The sequence below is a fragment of the Pseudomonas sp. Y39-6 genome, from assembly GCF_023651955.1.
GTDB classification, from domain to species: domain Bacteria; phylum Pseudomonadota; class Gammaproteobacteria; order Pseudomonadales; family Pseudomonadaceae; genus Aquipseudomonas; species Aquipseudomonas veronii.
Genome location: NZ_CP069594.1, coordinates 2,117,050 through 2,141,050, shown reverse-complemented (window position 1 = coordinate 2,141,050; position 24,001 = coordinate 2,117,050). Strand labels below are relative to the sequence as shown.

21 protein-coding genes are annotated in these 24,001 nt (G+C 58.7%); 4 read left to right on the top strand and 17 right to left on the bottom strand.

The window, feature by feature from the left end:
- The first annotated feature begins 118 nt into the window (after nucleotides 1-118).
- On the top strand, nucleotides 119-535 hold the full coding sequence (locus tag JN756_RS09845; RefSeq protein WP_017846779.1) for an OsmC family protein: 417 nt from the start codon (nucleotides 119-121) through the stop codon (nucleotides 533-535).
- Nucleotides 536-599: 64 nt separating this feature from the next.
- Nucleotides 600-1,466, top strand: coding sequence for a pirin family protein (locus JN756_RS09840; RefSeq protein ID WP_201022062.1), 867 nt, complete (start codon nucleotides 600-602; stop codon nucleotides 1,464-1,466).
- 98 nt (nucleotides 1,467-1,564) lie between these two features.
- On the opposite strand, the gene JN756_RS09835 is transcribed toward JN756_RS09840, so the two are convergent.
- The 4 genes from JN756_RS09835 to JN756_RS09820 all read right to left on the bottom strand — a co-directional run bounded on the left by JN756_RS09835 (nucleotide 1,565) and on the right by JN756_RS09820 (nucleotide 5,280).
- A complete protein-coding gene (locus tag JN756_RS09835; RefSeq protein ID WP_201022061.1) occupies nucleotides 1,565-2,293 on the bottom strand; it encodes a dienelactone hydrolase family protein in 729 nt (242 codons plus the stop codon).
- Nucleotides 2,294-2,360: 67 nt separating this feature from the next.
- Nucleotides 2,361-4,265, bottom strand: a complete 1,905-nt coding sequence (gene htpG / locus JN756_RS09830; RefSeq protein ID WP_017846776.1) for a molecular chaperone HtpG — start codon at nucleotides 4,263-4,265, stop codon at nucleotides 2,361-2,363.
- 89 nt (nucleotides 4,266-4,354) lie between these two features.
- Nucleotides 4,355-4,807 carry a PaaI family thioesterase gene (locus tag JN756_RS09825; protein WP_017846775.1) on the bottom strand — a complete coding sequence of 151 codons (453 nt, stop codon included), beginning with the start codon at nucleotides 4,805-4,807 and terminating at the stop codon, nucleotides 4,355-4,357.
- On the bottom strand, nucleotides 4,804-5,280 hold the full coding sequence (locus tag JN756_RS09820; protein WP_201022060.1) for a PaaI family thioesterase: 477 nt from the start codon (nucleotides 5,278-5,280) through the stop codon (nucleotides 4,804-4,806). Before JN756_RS09820 ends, JN756_RS09825 begins: the two co-directional genes overlap by 4 nt.
- Nucleotides 5,281-5,438: 158 nt before the next feature.
- On the opposite strand from JN756_RS09820, the gene JN756_RS09815 reads away from it, so the two are divergent.
- Nucleotides 5,439-5,690, top strand: a complete 252-nt coding sequence (locus JN756_RS09815) for a hypothetical protein (RefSeq protein ID WP_017846773.1) — start codon at nucleotides 5,439-5,441, stop codon at nucleotides 5,688-5,690.
- Between the two features lie 113 nt (nucleotides 5,691-5,803).
- Here JN756_RS09815 and JN756_RS09810 read toward each other — a convergent pair whose 3' ends face one another.
- From JN756_RS09810 to sdhC, 11 genes are all read right to left on the bottom strand, one after another.
- Complete coding sequence (locus JN756_RS09810; protein ID WP_108524428.1) at nucleotides 5,804-6,544, bottom strand: DUF599 domain-containing protein; 741 nt, start codon at nucleotides 6,542-6,544, stop codon at nucleotides 5,804-5,806.
- Nucleotides 6,545-6,723: 179 nt separating this feature from the next.
- Complete coding sequence (gene brnQ / locus JN756_RS09805) at nucleotides 6,724-8,037, bottom strand: branched-chain amino acid transport system II carrier protein (protein ID WP_201022059.1); 1,314 nt, start codon at nucleotides 8,035-8,037, stop codon at nucleotides 6,724-6,726.
- A gap of 431 nt (nucleotides 8,038-8,468) precedes the next feature.
- Complete coding sequence (gene sucD, locus JN756_RS09800) at nucleotides 8,469-9,350, bottom strand: succinate--CoA ligase subunit alpha (RefSeq protein WP_003172813.1); 882 nt, start codon at nucleotides 9,348-9,350, stop codon at nucleotides 8,469-8,471.
- The gene (sucC, locus tag JN756_RS09795; protein ID WP_017846770.1) at nucleotides 9,350-10,516 is read right to left on the bottom strand and encodes an ADP-forming succinate--CoA ligase subunit beta; all 1,167 of its coding nucleotides are present in this window, start codon (nucleotides 10,514-10,516) and stop codon (nucleotides 9,350-9,352) included. The genes sucD and sucC overlap by 1 nt, the downstream gene beginning before the upstream one ends.
- 203 nt (nucleotides 10,517-10,719) lie before the next feature.
- On the bottom strand, nucleotides 10,720-12,156 hold the full coding sequence (gene lpdA, locus JN756_RS09790) for a dihydrolipoyl dehydrogenase (RefSeq protein ID WP_046384196.1): 1,437 nt from the start codon (nucleotides 12,154-12,156) through the stop codon (nucleotides 10,720-10,722).
- Between the two features lie 101 nt (nucleotides 12,157-12,257).
- Nucleotides 12,258-13,481, bottom strand: a complete 1,224-nt coding sequence (gene odhB / locus JN756_RS09785) for a 2-oxoglutarate dehydrogenase complex dihydrolipoyllysine-residue succinyltransferase (protein WP_017846768.1) — start codon at nucleotides 13,479-13,481, stop codon at nucleotides 12,258-12,260.
- A gap of 44 nt (nucleotides 13,482-13,525) precedes the next feature.
- Nucleotides 13,526-16,357, bottom strand: a complete 2,832-nt coding sequence (locus tag JN756_RS09780; protein WP_046384197.1) for a 2-oxoglutarate dehydrogenase E1 component — start codon at nucleotides 16,355-16,357, stop codon at nucleotides 13,526-13,528.
- Between the two features lie 261 nt (nucleotides 16,358-16,618).
- Nucleotides 16,619-17,323, bottom strand: a complete 705-nt coding sequence (locus tag JN756_RS09775) for a succinate dehydrogenase iron-sulfur subunit (protein ID WP_017846766.1) — start codon at nucleotides 17,321-17,323, stop codon at nucleotides 16,619-16,621.
- Nucleotides 17,324-17,334: 11 nt separating this feature from the next.
- A complete protein-coding gene (sdhA, locus tag JN756_RS09770) occupies nucleotides 17,335-19,107 on the bottom strand; it encodes a succinate dehydrogenase flavoprotein subunit (protein WP_017846765.1) in 1,773 nt (590 codons plus the stop codon).
- Between the two features lie 3 nt (nucleotides 19,108-19,110).
- Nucleotides 19,111-19,479, bottom strand: coding sequence for a succinate dehydrogenase, hydrophobic membrane anchor protein (gene sdhD / locus JN756_RS09765; RefSeq protein ID WP_017846764.1), 369 nt, complete (start codon nucleotides 19,477-19,479; stop codon nucleotides 19,111-19,113).
- Nucleotides 19,473-19,847 carry a succinate dehydrogenase, cytochrome b556 subunit gene (sdhC, locus tag JN756_RS09760; RefSeq protein ID WP_017846763.1) on the bottom strand — a complete coding sequence of 125 codons (375 nt, stop codon included), beginning with the start codon at nucleotides 19,845-19,847 and terminating at the stop codon, nucleotides 19,473-19,475. The genes sdhD and sdhC overlap by 7 nt, the downstream gene beginning before the upstream one ends.
- Before the next feature lie 363 nt (nucleotides 19,848-20,210).
- Here sdhC and gltA point away from each other — a divergent pair, with 363 nt between their 5' ends.
- Nucleotides 20,211-21,500 (top strand): citrate synthase, encoded by a 1,290-nt coding sequence (gene gltA / locus JN756_RS09755; RefSeq protein ID WP_017846762.1) that lies wholly within the window; start codon nucleotides 20,211-20,213, stop codon nucleotides 21,498-21,500.
- Between the two features lie 387 nt (nucleotides 21,501-21,887).
- Here gltA and JN756_RS09750 read toward each other — a convergent pair whose 3' ends face one another.
- On the bottom strand, nucleotides 21,888-23,546 hold the full coding sequence (locus JN756_RS09750; RefSeq protein ID WP_017846761.1) for a cation acetate symporter: 1,659 nt from the start codon (nucleotides 23,544-23,546) through the stop codon (nucleotides 21,888-21,890).
- The gene (locus JN756_RS09745; RefSeq protein WP_017846760.1) at nucleotides 23,543-23,854 is read right to left on the bottom strand and encodes a DUF485 domain-containing protein; all 312 of its coding nucleotides are present in this window, start codon (nucleotides 23,852-23,854) and stop codon (nucleotides 23,543-23,545) included. Before JN756_RS09745 ends, JN756_RS09750 begins: the two co-directional genes overlap by 4 nt.
- Nucleotides 23,855-24,001 lie beyond the last annotated feature (147 nt).

Genomic DNA, 24,001 nt, shown 5'->3' with positions numbered 1-24,001 from the left:
TCGAACTGATGCGGGGAATCCTGCCGCCCCGCCATCTGGAAAAAATCCTGGAACACTTGAGTGCCAGCATGTTCTATAACTGCATGACTTTCTTCCTGCCACGCTTGAGAGGTTCGCCATGCCTGTTACCGTCAACACCCTGAATGCCGACAACTTCCGCCACAGCCTCAACATCGATAACCACGAGTTGTTCACCGATCTGCCCAAAAGCCTGGGCGGTGACGACACCGCGCCCTCGCCCCACGACTATTTCGACGCAGCCCTGGCGTCGTGCAAGGCCCTGACCCTGAAGCTGTATGCGCAGAGAAAGGGCATCCCGCTGACCGGCGTAACCGTGGAAGTCACCCGCGACGACAGCGAGGAGCAAAAGGGCAAGTACCACCTCAACGTCAAGCTGACACTCAAGGGCGTGCTCACCGATCAGCAACGCGACGAACTGCACCGCATCGCCGACCGCTGCCCGATACACAAGCTGATGACCACCGCCGAGGTGAGTATCGAGACGAAATTGTCGGAAGGTGCCTTCAGCCAATAGCGGCAACCTCCGGTCGAGCGGGTTATGCTCAGGGCTATCCAACCCGCTCCGACAGGGACGCACCATGACCACCCTCACCGTGATCCGCCCTCGCCTCGAAGATGTCGAAGGCCAGCCCATCCTGCGCCCGCTGCCATCGCGAGAATGCCGTAGCGTCGGGCCGTTCGTGTTTTTCGACCATATGCTGGCGACCCGCTATGCACCGGGCAGCGGCATGAATATCCGCCAGCATCCGCACATCGGCCTGTCGACCCTCACCTACCTGTTCGAAGGCACCTTGCAGCACAAGGACAGCCTCGGTTCGGACCAAATGGTGCAGGCCGGCGATGTGAGCTGGATGACCGCCGGCAGCGCGATTGCCCACGTCGAGCGCACGCCCGAAGCAATCAAGAGCAAGGGGTTCAGCCTGCATGGGCTGCAAGTGTGGCTCGCCTCCCCCAAGGACCACGAGAGCGGCCCGGGGCATTACAGCCACCATCCGGCAGCCAGCTTGCCCACCAGCGACAACCTGGGCGTGCAGATCCGCCTGATCGCCGGCAATGGCTTCTGCCTCAAATCACCGGTGCCGGTGCTGTCACCCACGCTGTACGCCGATGTGCAGATGCAGACGGCCACCACCCTGCTGATCCCCGACGAGCATGAAGAACGCGCGGTGTATGTGCTGGAGGGTGACGTGCAGTTGGACGGTGAGCCGCTTGAGGCACACAGCCTGGTGGTGTTGCCGAGCGGACAGGCGATGACCCTGTCTGCCGACGGCGATTGTCACCTGGTGGTGTTCGGTGGCGCGCCGCTGGATGGGCCACGCCGGATCAACTGGAATTTTGTCGCGAGCGACCCGGCCGTGATCGAGCAGGCCCGACAGCGTTGGGCGGCTGGGGATTGGCCAACGGTGCCCGGTGAAACCGAAAGAATTGAGTTGCCGGTGAGATAGCCGCCTGCTCCCACATTTAACCGCGTTTACCCTGTAGGAATGCGCTCGAATGTGGGAGCTGGCTTGCTCGCGATGAGGCCAGGACAGAGGCCAGAGACTTAGCCCTTGAACACTTCATCCAACAAGTTATGCATCGACTGGAACGCCCGCGCAGCGGTCTTCGCGTCGTACATCATCATGCCCGGCACGTTGGCGTGCGGGTCGGTGAAGGAATGCACCGCACCGCCATAGCTCAGCAGTTGCCAATCCACACCGGCCGCGTTCATCTCATCTTCGAACACCGGCAGTTGCGCTTTCGGCACCAGCGGGTCGGAAGCACCATGCAACACCAGCACGGAACCCTTGATGTTCTTCGCATCCGCCGGGTTTGGCGTGTCGAGGGTGCCGTGGAACGACACCGCAGCCTTCAATGGTGCGCCGGTGCGCGCCAGCTCCAGCGCACAGCAACCGCCGAAGCAGAAACCGAAGGTGGCCAACCTGGACGTATCCACCGCAGCTTCGCTCTGGCCTTGCAGTTGCGCTAACGCGGCCTGCATGCGCTTGTTCAGCAATGGGCGGTCATTCTTCAACGGCATCATCGCCGCACCGGCTTCATCGTTATTCGACGGGCGCACGGTTTGCCCGTACAGGTCGGCGATCAGCACCACGTAACCTTTGCTGGCGACGCGCTTGGCAATCTCTTCGGCACCCGCACTCACGCCCATCCAGTTCGGCGCCATCAACAGGCCCGGCAGCGGGCCGGTTTGGCTGGCATCGAAGGCCAGGCGGCTTTCATAAGACTGGCCATCAATCTGATAGACCACGGAACGCACAGTGACTTGGCTCATCATTTACTCCAGTTGAGGTTGCACAAGAACGAAAAAACCCGCCGAAGCGGGTTTTTCTACAACGGGGTTAAACCGACAGTTCAACCAACAGCTTGTTCAGTCGGCGCACATAGGCGGCCGGGTCTTTCAGGCTGTCGCCGGCAGCCAGGGCTGCCTGGTCGAAGAGGATGTGCGACAGGTCGCCAAAACGCTCTTCGCTCTGTTCGCCGTCGAGTTTCTCGATCAGCGGGTGAGCCGGGTTGAATTCGAAGATCGGCTTGGAGTCCGGCACCTTCTGACCGCTGGCTTCGAGGATCTGACGCATCTGCATGCCCAGGTCCTGCTCGCCGATGGCCAGGATCGCCGGGGAGTCGGTCAGACGGTGGGAAACCCGCACTTCGCTGACGGCGTCGCCCAGGGAGGCCTTGATCCGCTCAACCAGGCCTTCCTTGGACTTGGCCACTTCTTCAGCGGCTTTTTTGTCTTCTTCGGAATCCAGGTTGCCCAGGTCCAGGTCGCCACGCGCCACGTCGACAAAGGTCTTACCGTCGAATTCGCTGAGGTAGCTCATCAGCCACTCATCGATACGGTCGGTCAGCAGCAGCACTTCGATGCCTTTCTTGCGGAAGACTTCCAGGTGCGGGCTGTTCTTGACCTGAGCGTAGGTCTCGCCGGTCAGGTAGTAGATCTTGTCCTGACCTTCCTTGGCGCGTGCCAGGTACTCGGCCAGGGACACCACCTGCTCGCCGTCTTCGCCCTGGGTGGAGGCAAAACGCAGCAGGCCGGCGATTTTTTCCTTGTTGGCGAAATCTTCCGCCGGGCCTTCTTTCATGACCTGGCCGAAGTTCTTCCAGAAGCCTTTGTATTGCTCAGGCTCGTTCTTCGCCAGTTTTTCCAGCATGTCGAGGACGCGCTTGGTCAGCGCCGACTTCATGGAGTCGATGATCGGGTCTTTCTGCAGGATTTCCCGCGACACGTTCAGCGACAGGTCGTTGGAGTCGACCACGCCTTTGATAAAGCGCAGGTACAGCGGCAGGAACGATTCCGCCTGGTCCATCACGAACACGCGCTGCACGTAGAGCTTCAGGCCCTTTGGCGCTTCGCGCTGGTACAGGTCGAACGGCGCGCGGGCCGGTACGTAGAGCAGCGAGCTGTATTCCAGCTTGCCTTCGACCTTGTTGTGGCTCCAGCTCAGCGGGTTTTCGTAGTCGTGCCCGATGTGCTTGTAGAACTCCTGGTATTCCTCGTCCTTGATCTCGGTACGCGGACGGGTCCACAGGGCGCTGGCGCGGTTGACGGTTTCCCACTCAACGGCCGGTGCTTCTTCGCCTTCGGCGGCGGCCTGCTCTTTCGGCAATTCGATCGGCAGGGCGATGTGGTCGGAATACTTCTTGATGATGTTGCGCAGGCGCCAGCCATCGGCAAATTCGTCTTCACCGGGTTTCAGGTGCAGCACGATGCGCGTACCGCGATCAGCCTTGTCGAGGGTAGCGACTTCAAACTCGCCCTCGCCTTTCGAAGACCAATGCACGCCTTCGCTGGCGTCAAGGCCGGCGCGGCGGCTGAACACTTCAACCTTGTCGGCGACGATGAAGGCCGAGTAGAAGCCCACGCCGAACTGGCCGATCAGGTGCGAATCTTTCTTCTGGTCGCCCGAAAGGTGCTTCATGAAATCGGCAGTGCCGGATTTGGCGATGGTCCCCAGGTGGGTGATCGCATCCTCACGGCTCATGCCGATACCGTTATCTTCGAGGGTGACGGTCTTGGCGTCTTTGTCGAAGCTCACGCGGATTTTCAGTTCGGCGCCGCCTTCCAGCAACTCCGGCTTGGACAGGGCTTCGAAACGTAATTTGTCGACAGCGTCAGAGGCGTTCGAGATCAACTCGCGAAGGAAAATTTCCTTGTTGGAATACAGCGAATGGATCATGAGGTGCAGCAGTTGCTTCACCTCGGTCTGGAAGCCCAGGGTTTCCTTTTGAGTTTCCACACTCATGGTCATCAAACTCCAATTGGATGGCAGTGGCCGCGCCCTGAAGGGTTGGCGGCGGGTTGTCATCAAAGTTGGGGGCTAAGACCAGGATTTCAAGGGCGGGACACTTCTCCGATCTTGAAATGCGCGCGGGCGGTGGCGATGGGTTCGGCCGCGGTGCTTTGCCAGGCGGTGATCGACACGTTCGCCACCCGTCGACCCTGGCGCCAGACCTGGCACTTGGCGTAAGTGTCGCGAAACTGGCCGGCGCGCAGGTAATCCAGGGAAAAGTCGATAATTTTCGGCAGGCCCGGTGCGCCGGTGAACACCAGCAGGTGCAACGCGGCGCAGAGTTCCATAAAGCCTGCAATCACACCGCCGTGCAGCGCCGGTAATATCGGGTTACCAATGTTGTCCTTGTTGGCCGGCAGGCGGAACAGCAGCTCATCGCCTATCCGCGTGCATTCGATGCCGATCAGCTTGGCGTAGGGGATCAGATCGAGCAGCGCCTTGTAGTTACCGTGCTCATGGGCCTGCTCCAGACGTGTCTTGAAGTGATGTGTCATACCTGTTCTCCCGTGACTGCACTGCCCAGCCCCTGCGCGCCCTTGAGGCGCTTGCCCATACGCATGAACGTCCCCACCGTGTGGGCGACGGGTTGTTGCGGGTCATCCTGGTAAGCGAAACCACGGGTGAAAATCACGTCGGTGGTCACCCGGTAGCACTGGGCGAAACCATACACCGGCTTGTGCGGTTCGGCGGGATGCATGTAGTCGATGCGCAGGTCGAGGGTCGGGCACACCTCGAACTCCGGCAACACGCACAGGGTGGCCATGCCGCAGGCGGTGTCCATCAGCGAGGTCAATGCGCCACCATGGATCACGCCCGTCTGGGGATCACCCACGATCATCGGGCTGTAGGGCAGAACCAGGGTAATCCCCTCCTCGCTGGCTTGATGAACGGTAATACCCAGCACCTGGCAATGGCGCAACGCTGAAATAAAGCGCTTGGCACGCTCTAACAAGGGATTTTCGGTCATTCGGTTCAGACTCTGATGAATGTGGGTCCGGCGCAGTATGGACCGTCGGAAAAAGTTCCTTGGGAAAATGCTTTATATATCTGTGGGATATAAGGAACTAATGCTGGCCCCATGTGCTCGAAAGGCCAGTAGATATCTTCACTAAGGAGAAACACCCAATGCGCAAGACTTTAGCTATTTCCATGATGCTGGCCGCTGCCCTCGGTCTCGCTGCCTGCGACAAGAAATCCGAAAACAAAGCCCAAGATGCCGCCGCGCACTCTGAGCAAGCTCAGAAAGATATGGCTGCAGCACAGGATAAAGTGAACGAAGCTGCGAAAGAAAACGGCGATGCTGCCAAAGCTCAGGCCGAATCGAACAAAGCCGCAGCACAAGAAGCAGCACCTGCTACCCCAGCAACCGGTTCTTGATACCGGGGCTTGAAATAGCTTGGCTGCAAAAAGAAAGCCCGCTTAGATAGCGGGCTTTACTTTGTCTGCTGTTGGCGCGCAGTGCGATAAACCGGCGCTATGCCCGCAGCGCTTTACGCCACCGAGTCTTTGGCCACGTCCGGCAGCGACGTATCGGTCTGCGTATACACCATCACTTGCAGTACGTCGGAATGAAACTCTCGGCGATACAGCACCAACACCACCCCGGCGCTCATCGACATGAACAGCCAGGGGCTGACAAACCATGCCAGCATGGTCATCCCGAAGTAATAAGCGCGCAAGCCAAAGTTGAACTGGTTGGCCGCCATCGAAATCACCCGCGCCGCCCGCAGGGCAAACGCCTTGCGCTCCTGCTCCGACACGTGCCGCTCACCGATCATCGGCGCCGACCCCACCAGCACCGCGGCAAAGTTGTACTGGCGCATGCACCAGCTGAACGTGAAGAACGCGTAGACGAACACCAGTGCCAGGCACAGCAGCTTGATCTCCGACATACCCTGGGATGCCTGCTGCACCAGGGGAATATCGGCCAGCAATGAAACCGCCCGCTCCGAGGCGCCCAACACGGTGAGAATGCCCGCAAGGATGATCAAGGTGCTGGAGGCGAAGAACGACGCGTTGCGCTCAAGATTGCCAATCACACTGGCGTCGGCGATGCGGTTGTCACGCAGCAGCATGCGACGCATCCAGTCTTCGCGATACAGGTGCAGCACGCTGGCCAGACAGGCAGTGTCGCGGGCTTTCCAGGTGGCATAACGGGTGTAGCCGCCCCAACAGAGGACGAACCAGAGGGCGGCAAGCAAGTGGATCAGGTTGGCTTCGATAAACGGCATGCGGGTCCTTATACACGACAGATTTCATGAACCCGGTTAAGTGTGGGCGCCGGGTTCCAGCTTGAGCTTTGCGTTACTCCTTCGACGTTAGCCCACGGAAAAAGACACTGCCCGCCGCCCATAAAAAATGCCCCGTATCAATCGATACGGGGCATTTCAATACAGCCTGAAGCCGGGGGTTACGCGACCGCTTCGCTGCGCTTGCCCAGCATGCGGTCAACCACCACCGCGGCCACCAGCATCATCACCGATGGCACCAGCCACGCCAGGCCCTGCTCGCTCAACGGCAGGTTGGCCAATTGCGACGGCATCCAGCCCGCCAGGCCGGCGCCCTTGAGCGCATCGATGCAGCCGAAGATGAACGACACCAACATCACCGGGCCAACGATGCGGTTCTGCTCCTGCCAGAAGTCTTTGCAGAAGCTCAAAGCCACCAGCACGATGCATGGCGGGTAGATCGCTGTGAGCACCGGGATCGAAAACGCGATCAGTTTGGTCAGGCCCAGGTTGGACACGAACAGCGAGAACAGCGCCAGGATCACCACCAGGGTCTTGTAGGACAGCGGCAGGATCCGGCTGAAGTACTCGGCGCAGGCACAGGTCAGGCCGACGGCGGTGACCAGGCAGGCCAGAGAGATCAGCACGGCCAGGAAGCCACTGCCCAGGGAACCAAAGGTGTGTTGCACGTAGGCATGCAGGACAGCGGCGCCATTGGCGGCACCGGCGGCGATCTCATGGCTGCCCGCCCCGAGGCGGAACAGGCTGACATACACCAACGCCAGGCCGACGCCGGCAATCAGCCCGGCAATGATCGCGTAGCGGGTGATCAATTTAGGCGATTCGACACCACGGGAACGGATCGCGTTGACGATCACGATACCGAACACCAGCGCGCCCAGGGTATCCATGGTCAGGTAACCATTGATAAAGCCTTGGGAGAACGGCGCGGCCACGTATTCCGGGTTGGCGACGCCCACGTCACCGGCCGGCAAGGCAAACGCGGCGATACCAAGGATGGACAGCGCGATGATTTTCAGCGGTGCCAGGAAACGGCCCACGGTGTCCAACAGACGGCCCGGGTACAGGGAGACGAAAAACACCACCAGAAAGTACACCGAGCTGTAGAGGAACAGCGCCAGCGGGCTTTCACCGGTCAACGGCGCCAGGCCCACTTCAAAGGACACGGTCGCGGTACGCGGGGTGGCGAACAGCGGCCCTACCGCCAGATACGCTGCCGCCGCCAGCAGGCCACCGGCGATCTTGCCGATCGGGCTGCTCAACGCATCCATACCACCACCGACCTTGGCCAGGGCGATCACGGTGACCACCGGGAGCCCGACCGCGGTGATCAGGAAACCCAACGCCGCCATCCAGACATGGGGCCCGGACTGCAAACCAACGATAGGCGGGAAGATGATGTTGCCGGCCCCTACAAACAGGGCAAAAGTCATGAAGCCCAACGCCAGGATGTCCTGACTTTTCAACACTTTCATTTGAGGAAATACCACACTACTGAATCGGAATTTAGAGAGGGCTTCCCTATGGATGAGGGAAATGCTGCCGGCCCTTGTGGGCACCGACCGGTCTAGCGCGCGGCTTCCTTTTGGGATGCGAGCGCTTAAAGAGGCGGCAAGGTTACAGAATTTGGCCGATAAACGCACTGTTGCAGGGCGAACTGTCCGATAAGCGACATTGGAATGTCGTGTTTTCATACTTAATGTGGCGATACAGACAAAAAATGTGGGAGGGAGCTTGCTCCCGATAGCGGAGGTTCAATCACATCATCAGTGACTGAGCCACCGCTATCGGGAGCAAGCTCCCTCCCACATGGGACCAAGTACATTTCAATAAATGGGCCGCCCAGAATGCACAAAGGCCACCCGAAGGTGGCCTTTGCTGGTGAAGCGTCAGTTAAGCGCGAGGCTTACTTGACTGCCCAACCGGTCAGCTCGGCCAGGGCCTTGCCGATGTCTGCCAGCGAACGCACGGTTTTTACGCCTGCGTCTTGCAGTGCAGCGAATTTCTCGTCTGCAGTGCCTTTGCCGCCAGAGATGATTGCGCCAGCATGGCCCATGCGCTTGCCAGCAGGGGCAGTCACACCAGCGATGTAGGAAACAACCGGCTTGGTCACGTGGGCCTTGATGTAGGCAGCCGCTTCTTCTTCAGCCGAACCGCCGATCTCACCGATCATGACGATCGCTTCGGTCTTCGGGTCTTCCTGGAACAGCTTCAGGATGTCGATGAAGTTCGAGCCTGGGATCGGGTCACCGCCGATGCCGACGCAAGTCGACTGACCGAAACCGGCGTCAGTGGTCTGCTTCACAGCTTCGTAGGTCAAGGTGCCGGAACGGGAAACGATACCGACTTTACCTGGCAAGTGAATGTGACCAGGCATGATGCCGATCTTGCATTCGCCTGGAGTGATCACGCCTGGGCAGTTAGGACCGATCAGGACCACGCCCAGCTCGTCGCACTTGACCTTGGCATCCAGCATATCCAGGGTAGGAATGCCTTCGGTGATGCACACGATCAGCTTGATGCCGCCGAACGCCGCTTCCAGGATCGAGTCTTTGCAGAAAGGAGCCGGAACGTAGATCACGCTGGCGGTCGCGCCAGTGGCAGCTACTGCGTCTTTAACGGTGTTGAACACTGGCAGGCCCAGGTGCTCGGTGCCGCCTTTGCCCGGCGTTACACCACCAACCATCTTGGTGCCGTATTCGATGGCTTGCTGGGTGTGGAAGCTACCTTGCGAACCGGTAATACCCTGGCAGATAACTTTGGTGTCTTTATTGATCAGGACGCTCATTATTTGCCCTCCGCAGCTTTGACAACTTGTTGAGCAGCGTCGGTCAGGCTGGTAGCCGCGATGATGTTCAAACCGCTTTCTGCCAGTACTTTAGCGCCCAGTTCAGCGTTGTTACCTTCAAGGCGAACAACAACCGGGATTTTCACGCCGACTTCTTTCACTGCACCGATGATGCCTTCGGCAATCATGTCGCAACGAACGATGCCGCCGAAGATGTTGACCAGTACTGCAGCGACGTTGGAGTCGGACAGGATGATCTTGAAGGCTTCGGTTACGCGTTCTTTGGTAGCACCACCGCCCACGTCGAGGAAGTTGGCTGGTTTGCCGCCATGCAGGTTGACGATGTCCATGGTACCCATGGCCAGGCCGGCACCGTTGACCATGCAGCCGATGTTACCTTCCAGGGCTACGTAGTTCAGTTCGAACTTGGCAGCGTGCGCTTCGCGCGGATCGTCTTGCGACGGATCGTGGAAAGTCTTCAGCTTAGGCTGACGGTACATGGCGTTGGCGTCGATGTTGATCTTGGCGTCGAGGCAATGCAGATCGCCGTCAGCCTTGATCACCAGCGGGTTCACTTCCAGCAGGGCCAGATCGTGATCCTGGAACAGTTTGGCCAGACCTACGAAGATCTTGGCGAACTGGGCAACTTGCTTGCCTTCCAGGCCCAGCTGGAAAGCCAGCTCGCGACCCTGGAATGGCTGAGCGCCAACCAGTGGATCGATAGTGGCTTTCAGAATTTTTTCAGGGGTATCGTGAGCGATCTTCTCGATGTCCACGCCACCTTCGGTGGAAGCCATGAACACGATGCGACGGCTCGAACGGTCAACGACAGCGCCCAGGTACAGCTCTTTAGCGATATCAGTGCACGATTCAACCAGGATCTTGGTGACTGGCTGGCCATTGGCATCAGTCTGGTAAGTCACCAGACGCTTGCCCAGCCACTGCTGTGCGAAGGCCTTGGCGTCTTCTTTGCTGCGAACCAGCTTAACGCCGCCCGCTTTACCGCGACCACCTGCGTGAACCTGGGCTTTTACAACCCATTCGGTCCCGCCGATTTTATCGCAAGCTTCTGCTGCTGCTTCCGGGGTGTCTACTGCGTAGCCCTGGGATACTGGCAGGCCGTATTCAGCGAACAGCTGCTTACCCTGATACTCGTGAAGATTCATGCTTTTTACCGTCTTCGTTAGGTACTGCGCATTCGGCGCTGCGCTCATTATGAGTGCCGCGCCACCTGTGACTGCTGCTTACGCAACTTGCCGGACTCAAGCCCGGTCAAGCTGCGCAAGACTGCGTCCAGCGGATATTCCGCGGTGAGTCTTGCGCGCAAGGCTCACGACGGGCAACCGCCGTGGTTTCTTATTATCTCGTTTTAGCGCTTCTTCTTGTTCGCGATGTGAATGGCATGACCATTCACTGCCAGCGCGGCTTCGTGCAATGCTTCGGACAGGGTCGGATGGGAGAAAACCATCATGCCGATGTCCTCGGCACTGGTGCCGAATTCCATACCGATTGCGCCCTGCTGGACCAGTTCTGCTGCGCCTGGGCCAATCACATGGACGCCCAATACGCGGTCAGTCTTGGCATCAGCGATGACTTTGACAAAACCACCGGTGTCGTTGGCTGCCATGGCACGACCAGAAGCAGCGAACGGGAAGGTGCCGACGTTAACTTCAACGCCTTCAGCTTTCAACTGCTGTTCGTTCTTGCCGACCCATGCAATTTCCGGGTGGGTGTAGATAACCGATGGGACCAGGTCGTAGTTCATCTGGGTTTTGTGGCCCTTGATGCGCTCGACAACCATGATGCCTTCTTCGGAAGCCTTGTGCGCCAGCATCATGCCGCGAACCACGTCACCAATGGCGTAGACGCCTGGAACGGTGGTAGCGCAGTGATCGTCAACGTGGATGAAACCACGCTCGTCGATGTTCACGCCGCTGTCGGCTGCCAGCAGGTCGGTGGTCACTGGACGGCGACCAACGGCTACGATCAGCTTGTCGAAGGTGATGGTCTGTTCGCCATCCTTGTCGGTGTAGGTCACGACCACTTCTTCGCCGTTGACCTTCGAGCCGGTCACGCGAGCGCCCAGCTTGATGTCCAGACCCTGTTTGGTCAGGGTTTTCAGGGCTTCCTTGGACACTGCGGTGTCAGCAGCCAGCAGGAACGTGTCCAGGGCTTCGAGCACAGTGACCTGGGAACCCAGGCGGGACCAGACCGAACCCAGTTCCAGGCCGATCACGCCAGCGCCGATCACGCCCAGACGCTTGGGAACTGCTTGGAATTCCAGGGCGCCGGTCGAATCAACGATGACTTTCTGGTCAACAGGTGCTGGTGGAATGTCGATCGGACGCGAACCTGGAGCCAGGATCACGTTTTCGGCTTCGATGATTTCGACCGAACCGTCCGGCTTGGTGATTTCAACTTTCTTGCCGGCCAGCAGCTTGCCGTGGCCTTGCAGGGAAGTTACGCCGTTGGCCTTGAACAGGGTGGCAACGCCGGAGGTCAGGCCTTTGACGATGTTGGCTTTACGGCCAACCATCGCGGGTACGTCCATGGTCACGCCAGCGTGGCTGATGCCGTGGATGGCAAAACCGCTTTGCGCTTCGTGGAATTTCCAGGAGCTGTCCAGCAGCGCCTTGGAAGGAATGCAACCAACGTTCAGGCAAGTACCGCCCAGTGCCAGTTTGCCTTCCTTGTCGGTGTATTTTTCGATGCAAGCAGTCGAGAGGCCCAGTTGTGCGGCCTTGATAGCGGCAACATAGCCGCCAGGACCTGCACCAATCACTACAACGTCAAATTTCTGCGACATGAAAATAGTTCCTCTATTTAGCAGCAAGCTGTCAAGCCGCAGGCCCCAAGCCCGACTGCCGTATCCGGCAGCCTGTCACTTGAGGCCCGCAGCTGCTTCTATCAGATATCCAGCAGCAGACGAGCTGGGTCTTCCAGCAGGTTCTTGATGGTCACCAGGAAAGTCACGGCTTCTTTACCATCGATCAGGCGGTGATCGTAAGACAGCGCCAGGTACATCATCGGACGGATCACGACTTGGCCGTTGATTGCCATCGGACGCTGGATGATGTTGTGCATGCCCAGGATCGCAGCTTGCGGCGGGTTGACGATCGGAGTCGACATCATCGAACCGAAGGTACCACCGTTGGTGATGGTGAAGGTGCCGCCGGTCATCTCGTCGATGGTCAGCTTGCCGTCACGGGCTTTCTTGCCGAAGCCGGCGATGCCGCCTTCGATTTCAGCCAGGCTCATCAGCTCGGCGTTACGCAGAACCGGAACCACCAGGCCGCGGTCGCTGGACACGGCAACGCCGACGTCTGCATAACCATGGTAAACGATGTCGCTGCCGTCGATGGAAGCGTTGACTGCCGGGAAGCGTTTCAGCGCTTCGGTGGCCGCTTTCACGAAGAACGACATGAAGCCCAGGCGCACGCCGTTGTGGCTCTTCTCGAACAGGTCCTTGTACTTCGAACGCAGGGCCATGACTTCGGTCATGTCGACTTCGTTGAAGGTGGTCAGCATCGCCATGTTCGACTGTGCTTCAACCAGACGCTTGGCCACGGTGGCACGCACGCGGGTCATCGGCACGCGCTTCTCGGTGCGGTCGCCAGCGGCGAACACAGGAGCAGCGGCAGCAGGTGCTGCAGCCTTGGCAGGTGCGGCAGCTGGAGCGTTTTTCTTGGCTTCAACGGCAGCAACCACGTCTTCCTTGGTCACACGGCCGTCTTTGCCGGTGCCTTTGATGGAAGCCAGGTTGATGCCGTTCTCTTCGGCCAGCTGACGAGCAGCCGGTGCAGCGATTGGATCTTCGCCACCCGCCGCCGGAGCGGCAGCTGGAGCAGAAGCCGCAACAGCCGGTGCAGCGGCAGCCGGAGCGGCAGCAGCGCTGCCCGCTTCGATCGAGCCCAGTACCTGGTTGGACAGGACGGTATCGCCTTCGTTGGCAATGATCGCGCCCAACACGCCGTCAGCTTCAGCCAACACTTCCAGAACGACTTTGTCGGTCTCGATGTCGACGATCAGTTCGTCACGCTTTACAGCCTCGCCTGGTTTCTTGTGCCAAGTGGCAATGGTGCCATCGGCAACCGATTCCGGGAATGTCGGGGCTTTGATTTCGATAGCCATTATCTGTGGGTCCTTAAAATTCGGTTTCAGTCAGCGCGAAGGCGTTAAACAGTGAAAGCATCTTGCAGGAGTTTTTCCTGCTGCTCGGCGTGCATCGATGCATAACCACAGGCAGGCGCGGCAGAAGCATCGCGACCGGCGTATTCCAGGCCCAGGGCCTTGTTGTGGTTACCAATGCTGCGACGCAGATGATGCTGGCTGCTGTACCAGGCGCCCTGGTTCATCGGTTCTTCCTGACACCACACTACATGAGTGAGGTTGGTGTAAGGCGCGATGATCTCCATGAGGTCATCTTCCGGGAACGGGTAAAGCTGCTCGATACGCACGATGGCGATGTCTTCGCGGCCTTCGGCACGGCGTTTTTCCAGCAAATCGTAGTAGACCTTGCCGCTGCACAGGATCAGGCGAGTGACCTTGGCCGCGTCCAGTGTATCGATTTCTGGAATAACGGTCTGGAACGAGCCTTCCGCCAGATCTTCCAGGGTCGAGATGGCCAATTTATGACGCAACAGCGATTTCGGCGTCAGCACTACCAGCGGCTTGCGCAGTGGGCGAATGACCTGGCGACGCAGCAAGTGGTAGATCTGGGCCGGGGTAGTCGGCACGCACACCTGGATGTTGTGCTCGGCGCACAGCTGCAGGTAACGCTCCAGACGGGCCGAGGAGTGCTCCGGACCCTGACCTTCATAACCGTGTGGCAGCAGCATGGTCAGACCGCACAGACGGCCCCACTTGTGCTCGCCGCTGGTGATGAACTGGTCGATAACCACCTGGGCACCGTTGGCGAAGTCGCCGAACTGGGCTTCCCAGATCACCAGCGCGTTAGGCGTGGTGGTCGAGTAACCGTATTCGAACGCCAGTACGGCTTCTTCGGACAGGAACGAATCGTACAGGTCGAAACGTGGCTGGCCTTCGTACAGGTGTTGCAGCGGGATGTAGGTGCCTGCGTCTTTCTGGTTGTGCAGAACCGCGTGACGGTGCGAGAACGTACCACGGCCGATGTCCTGGCCGGTCATGCGGATCGGGTGACCTTCGAACGCCAGGGTCGCATACGCCATGGTTTCGGCGTAACCCCAGTTGATCGGCAGGCCGCCGGCTTGCATCTTCTGACGGTCTTCGTAGATCTTCGCGACCTGGCGCTGTACGACGAAGCCGTCAGGAATTTCCAGCAGCTTGGCAGACAGTTCCTGCAGAGTCTTCAGATCGAACGACGTATCGTGACGCGCAGTCCAGGCGTGGCCCAGGTACGGACGCCAGTCGACGAACAGCTCTTTGTTCGGCTCTTTGACCAGGCTTTTTACAACATGCAGACCGTTGTCCAACGCGTTGCGGTATTCGTCGACTTTCGCCTGAACACGCGCTTCGTCAACCACACCGGCCTTGGTCAGGCTTTCGGCGTACAGCTCACGGGTGGTGCGCTGCTTGGTGATCTGCTGGTACATCAACGGCTGGGTGCCGCTTGGTTCGTCCGCTTCGTTGTGACCGCGACGGCGGTAGCAAACCAGGTCGATCACCACGTCACGCTTGAACTGCATGCGGTAGTCGACAGCCAGTTGGGTCACGAACAGCACGGCTTCCGGATCATCACCATTCACATGGAGGATCGGCGCCTGGATCATCTTGGCAACGTCGGTGGCGTACTCGGTGGAACGCGCGTCCAACGGGTTGCTGATGGTGAAGCCCACCTGGTTGTTGATGACGATGTGAACGGTACCGCCGGTCTTGAAGCCGCGGGTCTGCGACATCTGGAAGGTTTCCAGGACCACGCCTTGACCGGCGAATGCCGCGTCGCCGTGGATGGAAATCGGCAGAACCTTCTCACCGGTCGCGTCGTTACGACGATCCTGGCGAGCGCGCACCGAACCCTCGACCACTGGAGAAACGATTTCCAGGTGGGATGGGTTGAAGGCCATGGCCAGGTGAACTTCACCGCCGGTGGTCATCACGTTGGACGAGAAGCCCTGGTGGTATTTAACGTCACCGGAACCCAGCTCGACCTTTTTCTTGCCTTCGAACTCGTCGAACAAGTCGCGCGGGTTCTTGCCGAAGGTGTTGACCAGCACGTTGAGACGGCCACGGTGGGCCATGCCGATCACGATTTCCTTGGTGCCGTAGGAGCCGGAACGCTGGATCAGCTCGTCGAGCATCGGAATCAGGCTCTCGCCGCCTTCCAGGCCGAAACGCTTGGTGCCCGGGTATTTGGTGCCCAGGTATTTTTCGAGGCCTTCGGCTGCGGTCACGCGCTCAAGCAGGTGGCTGCGCACATCGGCAGACAACACCGGACGGCCACGCACGCCTTCCAGGCGATGCTGGAACCAGTGACGCTGTTCGGAGTCGGTGATGTGCGTGAACTCAGCGCCAATGGTGCGGCAATATGTCTGCTGCAACGCTTCGTGAATTTCGCGTAGGCTCGCTTCCTCTTTGCCGATGAACAGGTCTCCGGCACGGAAGGTCGTATCAAGATCGGCATTGGTCAAGCCGTAATGATTGATCGACAGGTCTGCAGGTGCAGGACGCTTCCAGAGCCCCAGCGGGTCGAGCTGGGCCGCCTGGTGGCCGCGCATACGGTAGGCCTGGATCAGTCGCAGTACTTCAACTTGCTTCTTCTCATGCTCACTGCTCACGCTTCCGGCTGAAACCGGTTGGGCGCGGCGCTGGTTCTTTGCCAGCAGCACGAACTGATCGCGAATTGTTGCGTGCGATACATCGGTGGCAGCGTTGCCGTCTGAAGACAACGTCTGAAATTTGGTGCGCCATTCTTCTGGCACAGCGTTAGGGTCGTGCAGGTAGAGCTCATAAAGCTCTTCCACATAGGCAGCGTTACCACCTGAAAGATAGCCGCTGTTCCACATGCGCTGCATCACGCTTTCTTGCATGCTTGGTCACCCTCGATTTGGGGACACCACCGGCGGCGACACCGAGTTTGCTTGCAAAAGGCCAAGTGCAGCGACCAAAACAAGCCACTTAGGATCACGCTGATAGTTCGGGTACCAACCCGAATGCCCCTGCTTGTCTCATTTCTTCAAAATAAGAGCCGCGGCTTTGTAAGTCGCTGCTCAAGTTAAGACTACGGCGCCGGTTGAAGCCTGCGCCGTAGCATTTACGGGCACAACGGTCCTGCTTTGCTACAACGTCAATTACACGCCGCTTTGCAGCAGCATGTTACGGATGTGACCAATGGCCTTAGTCGGGTTCAGGCCTTTAGGACATACGTTGACGCAATTCATGATCCCGCGGCAGCGGAATACGCTGAACGGGTCATCCAGTGAAGCCAGACGCTCGGAGGTCTGGGTGTCACGGCTGTCTGCCAGGAAGCGATATGCTTGCAGCAGAGCAGCCGGGCCCAGGAATTTGTCCGGGTTCCACCAGAAGGACGGGCACGACGTCGAGCAGCAAGCGCACAGGATGCACTCGTACAGACCGTCGAGCTTCTCGCGCTCTTCCGGGGACTGCAGACGCTCGATGGCCGGAGCCGGCGTATCGTTCTGCAGGAATGGCTTAACCTTCTCGTATTGCTTGTAGAAGATGCTCATATCGACGACCAGGTCACGGATAACCGGCAAACCTGGCAGAGGACGAATGATCAGCTTGTTGCCTTTGACCACGGCGGACAGCGGCGTGATGCACGCCAGGCCGTTCTTGCCGTTGATGTTCATACCGTCGGAGCCGCAAACACCTTCACGGCAAGAGCGACGATAGGAGAACCCTTCGTCCTGCTCTTTGATCAGGGCCAGCACATCCAGCACCATCAAGTCTTTACCACCGGTATTGACCTGGAATTCCTGCATGAACGGCGCAGCGTCCCGATCAGGGTTGTAGCGATACACACTGACTTTCAACATGGCAGCCACCCTTAGTAAGTCCGAATTTTCGGTTCAAACATCGGAACCGTCTTCGGCGAGAAGTTAACGGCACGCTTGGTGACGCGCTTTTCACCCGGGAAGTAGAGGGTGTGGCACAGCCAGTTTTCATCGTCACGGTCTTCGTAGTCTTCACGAGCGTGAGCACCGCGGGACTCTTTACGAACCTCGGCGGCAATCGCAGTCGCTTCAGCCACTTCCAACAGGTTTTGCAGCTCAAGGGCTTCGATACGAGCGGTGTTGAACGCCTGGCTCTTATCGTTGATCTTGACGTTGGCGATGCGCTTGCGCAGGTCAGCCAGCAGGGCAATACCCTTCTGCATGTATTCGCCGGTACGGAATACACCGAAGTAGTTCTGCATGCAGCTTTGCAGCTCGCGACGCAGGGTAGCCACGTCTTCGCCTTCGGTACGCTCGTTCAGAGCGGACAGACGCGCCAGGGCAGCTTCGATGTTGGCGTCGGTAGCGTCATCGTATTCGATGCCGTCGGTCAGCGCCTTTTCCAGGTGCAGGCCGGCAGCGCGGCCGAAGACCACCAGGTCGAGCAGCGAGTTGCCGCCCAGACGGTTGGCGCCGTGTACCGATACGCAAGCCACTTCGCCCACCGCGAACAGACCATGGATGATCTCGTCCACGCCGTCGGCGTTCTGGGTGATTGCCTGGCCATGGATGTTGGTCGGCACGCCGCCCATCATGTAGTGGCAAGTCGGAACAACCGGAACCGGAGCAACCACCGGGTCAACGTGCGCAAAGGTCTTGGACAGTTCGCAGATACCTGGCAGGCGGCTGTGCAGCACTTCCTCGCCGAGGTGATCGAGCTTGAGCAGCACGTGGTCGCCGTTCGGGCCACAGCCGTTGCCGGCAATGATTTCCTTGACCATGGAACGGGCTACAACGTCACGACCGGCAAGGTCTTTCGCGTTCGGAGCATAACGCTCCATGAAACGCTCACCGTGCTTGTTGATCAGGTAGCCACCTTCACCACGGCAACCTTCGGTGACGAGTACACCGGCGCCGGCGATGCCGGTCGGGTGGAACTGCCACATTTCAATGTCTTGCACCGGCACGCCGGCACGCAGCGCCATGCCAACGCCGTCGCCGGTGTTGATCAGTGCGTTGGTGGTCGAGGCGTAGATACGACCTGCACCGCCAGTCGCCAGAACGGTAGCCTTGGCGCGGATGTAGGTGGTTTCACCGGTTTCGATGCAGATGGCGATCACGCCGACGAATGCGCCGTCCTGGTTTTTTACCAGGTCAACCGCGTAGTACTCGTTCAGGAACGTGGTGCCGGCTTTCAGGTTGCCCTGATACAGGGTGTGCAGCAGCGCGTGACCAGTACGGTCGGACGCGGCGCAAGTACGGGCAGCCTGGCCGCCTTTACCGTAATCCTTCGACTGACCGCCGAATGGACGCTGGTAGATACGACCTTGCTCGGTACGCGAGAACGGCAGACCCATGTGGTCCAGCTCGAACACGGCGGCCGGGCCTTCCTGACACATGTATTCGATAGCGTCCTGGTCACCGATATAGTCGGAACCCTTGACGGTATCGTACATGTGCCAGCGCCAGTCATCGTTCGGGTCGGCGGAGGCGATGGCGCAGGTGATGCCACCCTGGGCCGATACGGTGTGGGAACGCGTCGGGAACACCTTGGTGATCACGGCAGTCTTGTGACCACCCTGAGCCAGTTGCAGCGCCGCGCGCATGCCGGCGCCGCCGCCACCAATGATGATGGCGTCGAAGGAAATAGTTGGAATGTTAGCCATGGATCAGATACCCCAAAGAATCTGCACACCCCAGACGAAGTAAGCGAACATCGCGACGCCGCATACTGCCTGGAAGAGAAACCGTACTGCTGTCGCAGACTTGCCCAGCGCCATCGGCGTCAGGTAGTCGGTCGAAATGGTCCACATGCCGACCCAGGCGTGAGCGCCCAGGGCTACAAGGGCCAGCAGACTGAAGATTCGCATCGCATTGTGGGAAAACAGGCCATGCCATTGCTCATAGCCGATGCCCGGATTGGCGACGAGGTATCCGATCAGGAAAATGAAATAAGCCGCGAGAACGACCGCAGACACACGCTGTGCCATCCAGTCATAGAGGCCCGAACGCGACAGATTCGTTACGCTGGTTACCATATCCAAACTCCTGCCAGAACGATCAGCGCCACGGAAACGGCGATGACGATTTTCGAGCCCAGGCGGCCGCCTTCCAGCGTCTCACCGATGCCCATATCCATGATCAAGTGGCGCACGCCGGCTACCAAGTGATACAGCAGAGCGGACAAGAGGCCCCATGCTACGAACTTGGCCAGCGGACTGGTCAAGCATGCCTTCACCTCGGCATAACCTTCCTCGGAACCCAGGGATTTGCTCAATGCATAAAGCATGAAGCCCAGGCCCAGGAAGAGGATGATGCCGGAAACACGGTGCAGGAACGACGTAACGCCGGTGATGGGGAGTTTGATGGTCCTTAGGTCTAGGTTTACAGGTCGTTGGCTATTCACGGCTTTTTTTCACACTGAAGAGCCCCTAACAATCAGGGCAAAGTTGTTGGGGAGCGGACTGGTCAGGTAACACCACCCAGGGAGTGCGACCCCCAATGAAAGCAAGCCCAAAAGCCCTTGGCGGTCGGTGGCCGAGTATAGACAGTTAGGTTACTAATGACAACGCGCTGACCTCACCCTAATAGCGCATTGCGTTGGCAGGATAAAAGGCGTAAATGGCGGTAAATTTCGAGGAAAAAGTCCGGTTAAAGCCTTCTGGGGCAAGACTTTAGGCAAATTGACATCTGAATTTATCTCACTATAGTGGTGCGGGCCCTGCGTGGGGGGTCTGTCTGATGATTTGAAGCATAAATAGGAGGCCACATGGCTGACAAAAAAGCGCAGTTGATCATCGAGGGCGCAGCCCCCGTCGAGCTGCCCATTTTAACCGGCACCGTTGGTCCTGATGTTATCGACGTACGGGGCCTGACGGCCACGGGCCGTTTCACTTTCGACCCAGGTTTCATGTCGACCGCCTCATGCGAGTCGAAGATTACCTATATTGATGGCGATAATGGCATTTTGCTGCATCGGGGCTACCCGATCGAGCAACTGGCTGAGAAATCGGACTACCTGGAAACCTGCTATCTGCTACTAAATGGCGAGTTGCCAACCGCCGAGCAGAAAGCCCAGTTTGTCAGTACTGTAAAGAACCACACCATGGTTCACGAGCAGTTGAAGACGTTCTTCAACGGCTTCCGTCGCGACGCCCACCCGATGGCCGTCATGTGCGGCGTGGTCGGCGCCCTGTCGGCCTTCTATCACGACTCCCTCGACATCAATAACCCGCAGCATCGCGAAATCTCCGCGATCCGCCTGGTTGCCAAGATGCCGACCCTGGCCGCAATGGTTTACAAGTACTCCATGGGGCAACCCATGATGTACCCGCGCAACGACCTGACTTACGCGGAAAACTTCCTGCACATGATGTTCAACACCCCGTGCGAGATCAAACCGATCAGCCCGGTGCTCGCCAAGGCAATGGACCGGATCTTCATCCTCCATGCCGACCACGAGCAGAACGCCTCCACCTCTACCGTGCGTCTGGCCGGCTCTTCGGGTGCCAACCCGTTCGCCTGTATCGCCGCCGGTATCGCCGCGCTGTGGGGCCCTGCCCACGGCGGTGCGAACGAAGCCGTATTGACCATGCTCGATGAAATCGGCGATGTCTCGAACATCGACAAATACATCGCCAAGGCCAAGGACAAGAACGATCCGTTCAAGTTGATGGGCTTCGGTCACCGGGTCTACAAGAACCGCGACCCGCGCGCCACCGTCATGAAGAAGACCTGCGACGAAGTGTTGAGGGAACTGGGCATCAAGAACGATCCGCAACTCGAACTGGCCATGCGCCTGGAAGAGATCGCTCTGACCGACCCGTACTTCATCGAGCGCTCGCTGTACCCGAACGTCGACTTCTACTCGGGGATCATCCTCAAGGCGATCGGCATTCCAACCAGCATGTTCACCGTGATCTTCGCCCTGGCGCGGACCGTGGGCTGGATCTCCCACTGGAAAGAAATGCTCTCCAGCCCGTACAAGATTGGCCGCCCGCGCCAGCTGTACACCGGCTACGAGTCGCGTGACATTACCAAGTTGGAAGATCGCAAGTAAGCATCTGACCGACGCGCAATAAAAAAGCGGCCTCCTTCATGGAGGCCGTTTTTATTTGTGCAGGAACCAAGAAACTGTTTTGTCTGAAATTCAGCTATCGGGAGCAAGCCCCCTCCCACATCCGACTGCATTCCAAGGTAGGTACCCGGTCGAATGTGGGAGGGAGCTTGCTCCCGATGACAATAGCCCAACCAACACAAAGCCCCAGCCTATCGACCGGGACACTTCCGATTAAGCCCCCCAAACCTGACCGACTACCCACCTTGGAATGCAACCAACTGTGGGAGGGGGCTTGCCCCCGATAGCAATGGCCCAGCCACCACAAAACTCCAGCCAAAAAAAATGCCCCAGCCTATCGACCGGGGCATTTCCTATTAAGCTACAACCTTAGTGAGAAACCGCCCCACTCGCCCCCAGGCCAGTCTGCGAACGCACAAACTGCGGGAAGTACAGTGCCCGTTCCTTGACTGCCGCCGCCGACTTGTCGGTGATGGAGAAGAACCAGATGCTGACGAACGCGATGAACATCGAGAACAGCGCAGGGTACTCATACGGGAAGATGGCTTTTTCGTGATGCAGGATCGACACCCAGATGGTCGGCCCCAGGACCATCAGGCCCACGGCACTGACCAACCCGAGCCAGCCGCCAATCATTGCGCCACGGGTGGTGAGGTTTTTCCAGTACATGGAAAGCAGCAACACCGGGAAGTTACAGCTGGCAGCGATAGAGAACGCCAGGCCGACCATGAACGCAATGTTCTGGCTTTCAAACAGGATACCCAGACCGATTGCCAGCACCGCCAAGGCGATAGTGGTGATCTTCGAGACGCGAATCTCCTCTTTGTCGTTGGCCTTGCCTTTCTTGATCACGCTGGCATACAGGTCATGGGACACCGCCGAAGCACCGGCCAGGGTCAAGCCCGCAACCACCGCGAGGATGGTGGCAAACGCCACAGCCGAGATGAAGCCCAGGAAGATACTGCCACCCACCGCGTTGGCCAGGTGAACCGCCGCCATGTTGTTACCACCGAGCAAGGCGCCTGCAGCATCCTTGAACGCCGGGTTGGTGCTGACCAGCAGGATCGCGCCGAAACCGATGATGAAGGTCAGGATGTAGAAGTAGCCGATGAAACCAGTGGCGTACAACACGCTCTTGCGCGCTTCCTTGGCGTCGCTCACGGTGAAGAAGCGCATCAGGATGTGCGGCAGGCCGGCGGTACCGAACATCAGTGCCAGAGCCAGGGAGAACGCGGAGACCGGATCTTTCACCAAACCGCCAGGGCTCATGATCGCTTCACCTTTAGGGTGAACCTTGATCGCCTCGGAAAACAGCGTGCTGAAGTCGAAGTTGACGTGCTTCATCACCATGACTGCCATGAATGTGGCGCCGGACAGCAGCAACACTGCCTTGATGATCTGCACCCAGGTGGTCGCCAGCATGCCGCCGAACAGCACGTACAGGCACATCAGGACACCCACCATGATCACCGCTACGTGGTAATCAAGGCCGAACAGCAGCTGGATCAACTTGCCCGCGCCTACCATCTGCGCGATCAGGTAGAACGCCACCACCACCAGCGAACCGCAAGCCGACAGGCTACGGATCTGAGTTTGCCCGAGGCGGTAGGACGCCACGTCGGCAAAGGTGTATTTGCCCAGGTTACGCAGGCGCTCGGCGATCAGGAACAGAATGATCGGCCAGCCCACCAGGAAGCCGATCGAGTAGATCAGGCCGTCGTAGCCGGAGGTGTATACCAGTGCGGAAATACCCAGGAAGGACGCGGCCGACATATAGTCGCCGGCAATCGCCAGGCCGTTCTGGAAACCGGTGATCTTGCCGCCGGCCGCATAGTAGTCGGCCGCCGAGTTGTTGCGCTTGGACGCCCAGTAGGTAATGCACAACGTCGCGCCGACAAAGACCACGAACATCAGGATCGCTGGAATATTCAGCGGTTGTTTTTGCACTTCACCGGTCAACGCCTCCCCCGCCCATATAGCAGGCGCGAAGACCGAAGCACCCAGTACAGCCAATAGACGACGGATCATTGCGCAGCCTCCTTGAGAATCGCATTGTTCAGATCGTCGAATTCGCCGTTGGCGCGTCGCACGTAGATCGCAGTGAGGACAAAGGCCGATAGAATCAGCCCGACACCGATAGGGATTCCCCAGGTGATGGACGAAGTGGAGCTGATCTTAGCCCCCAGCAATTGTGGCCCGTAGGCAATCAACAGGATGAATCCGGAGTAAAGCCCTAGCATGATCGCCGAGAGAATCCAGGCGAACCTTTCCCTTTTTCTAACCAGCTCCTTGAAGCGCGGGCTGTTTTGAATCGAGAGGTAAATGCTGTCGTTCATTGTTTTTATCCTCGCAGCACAGCTTTGTTATTATTGAAACAATAGCCACTGTATGCGGCTACGGGGCAGGTTCCAGACGACCTTAGTATTAGAGGGAGTGTAGCGAGGGTTTGCGAGGGCGCAGAAACATTTGCGGGCGGCGAAAAT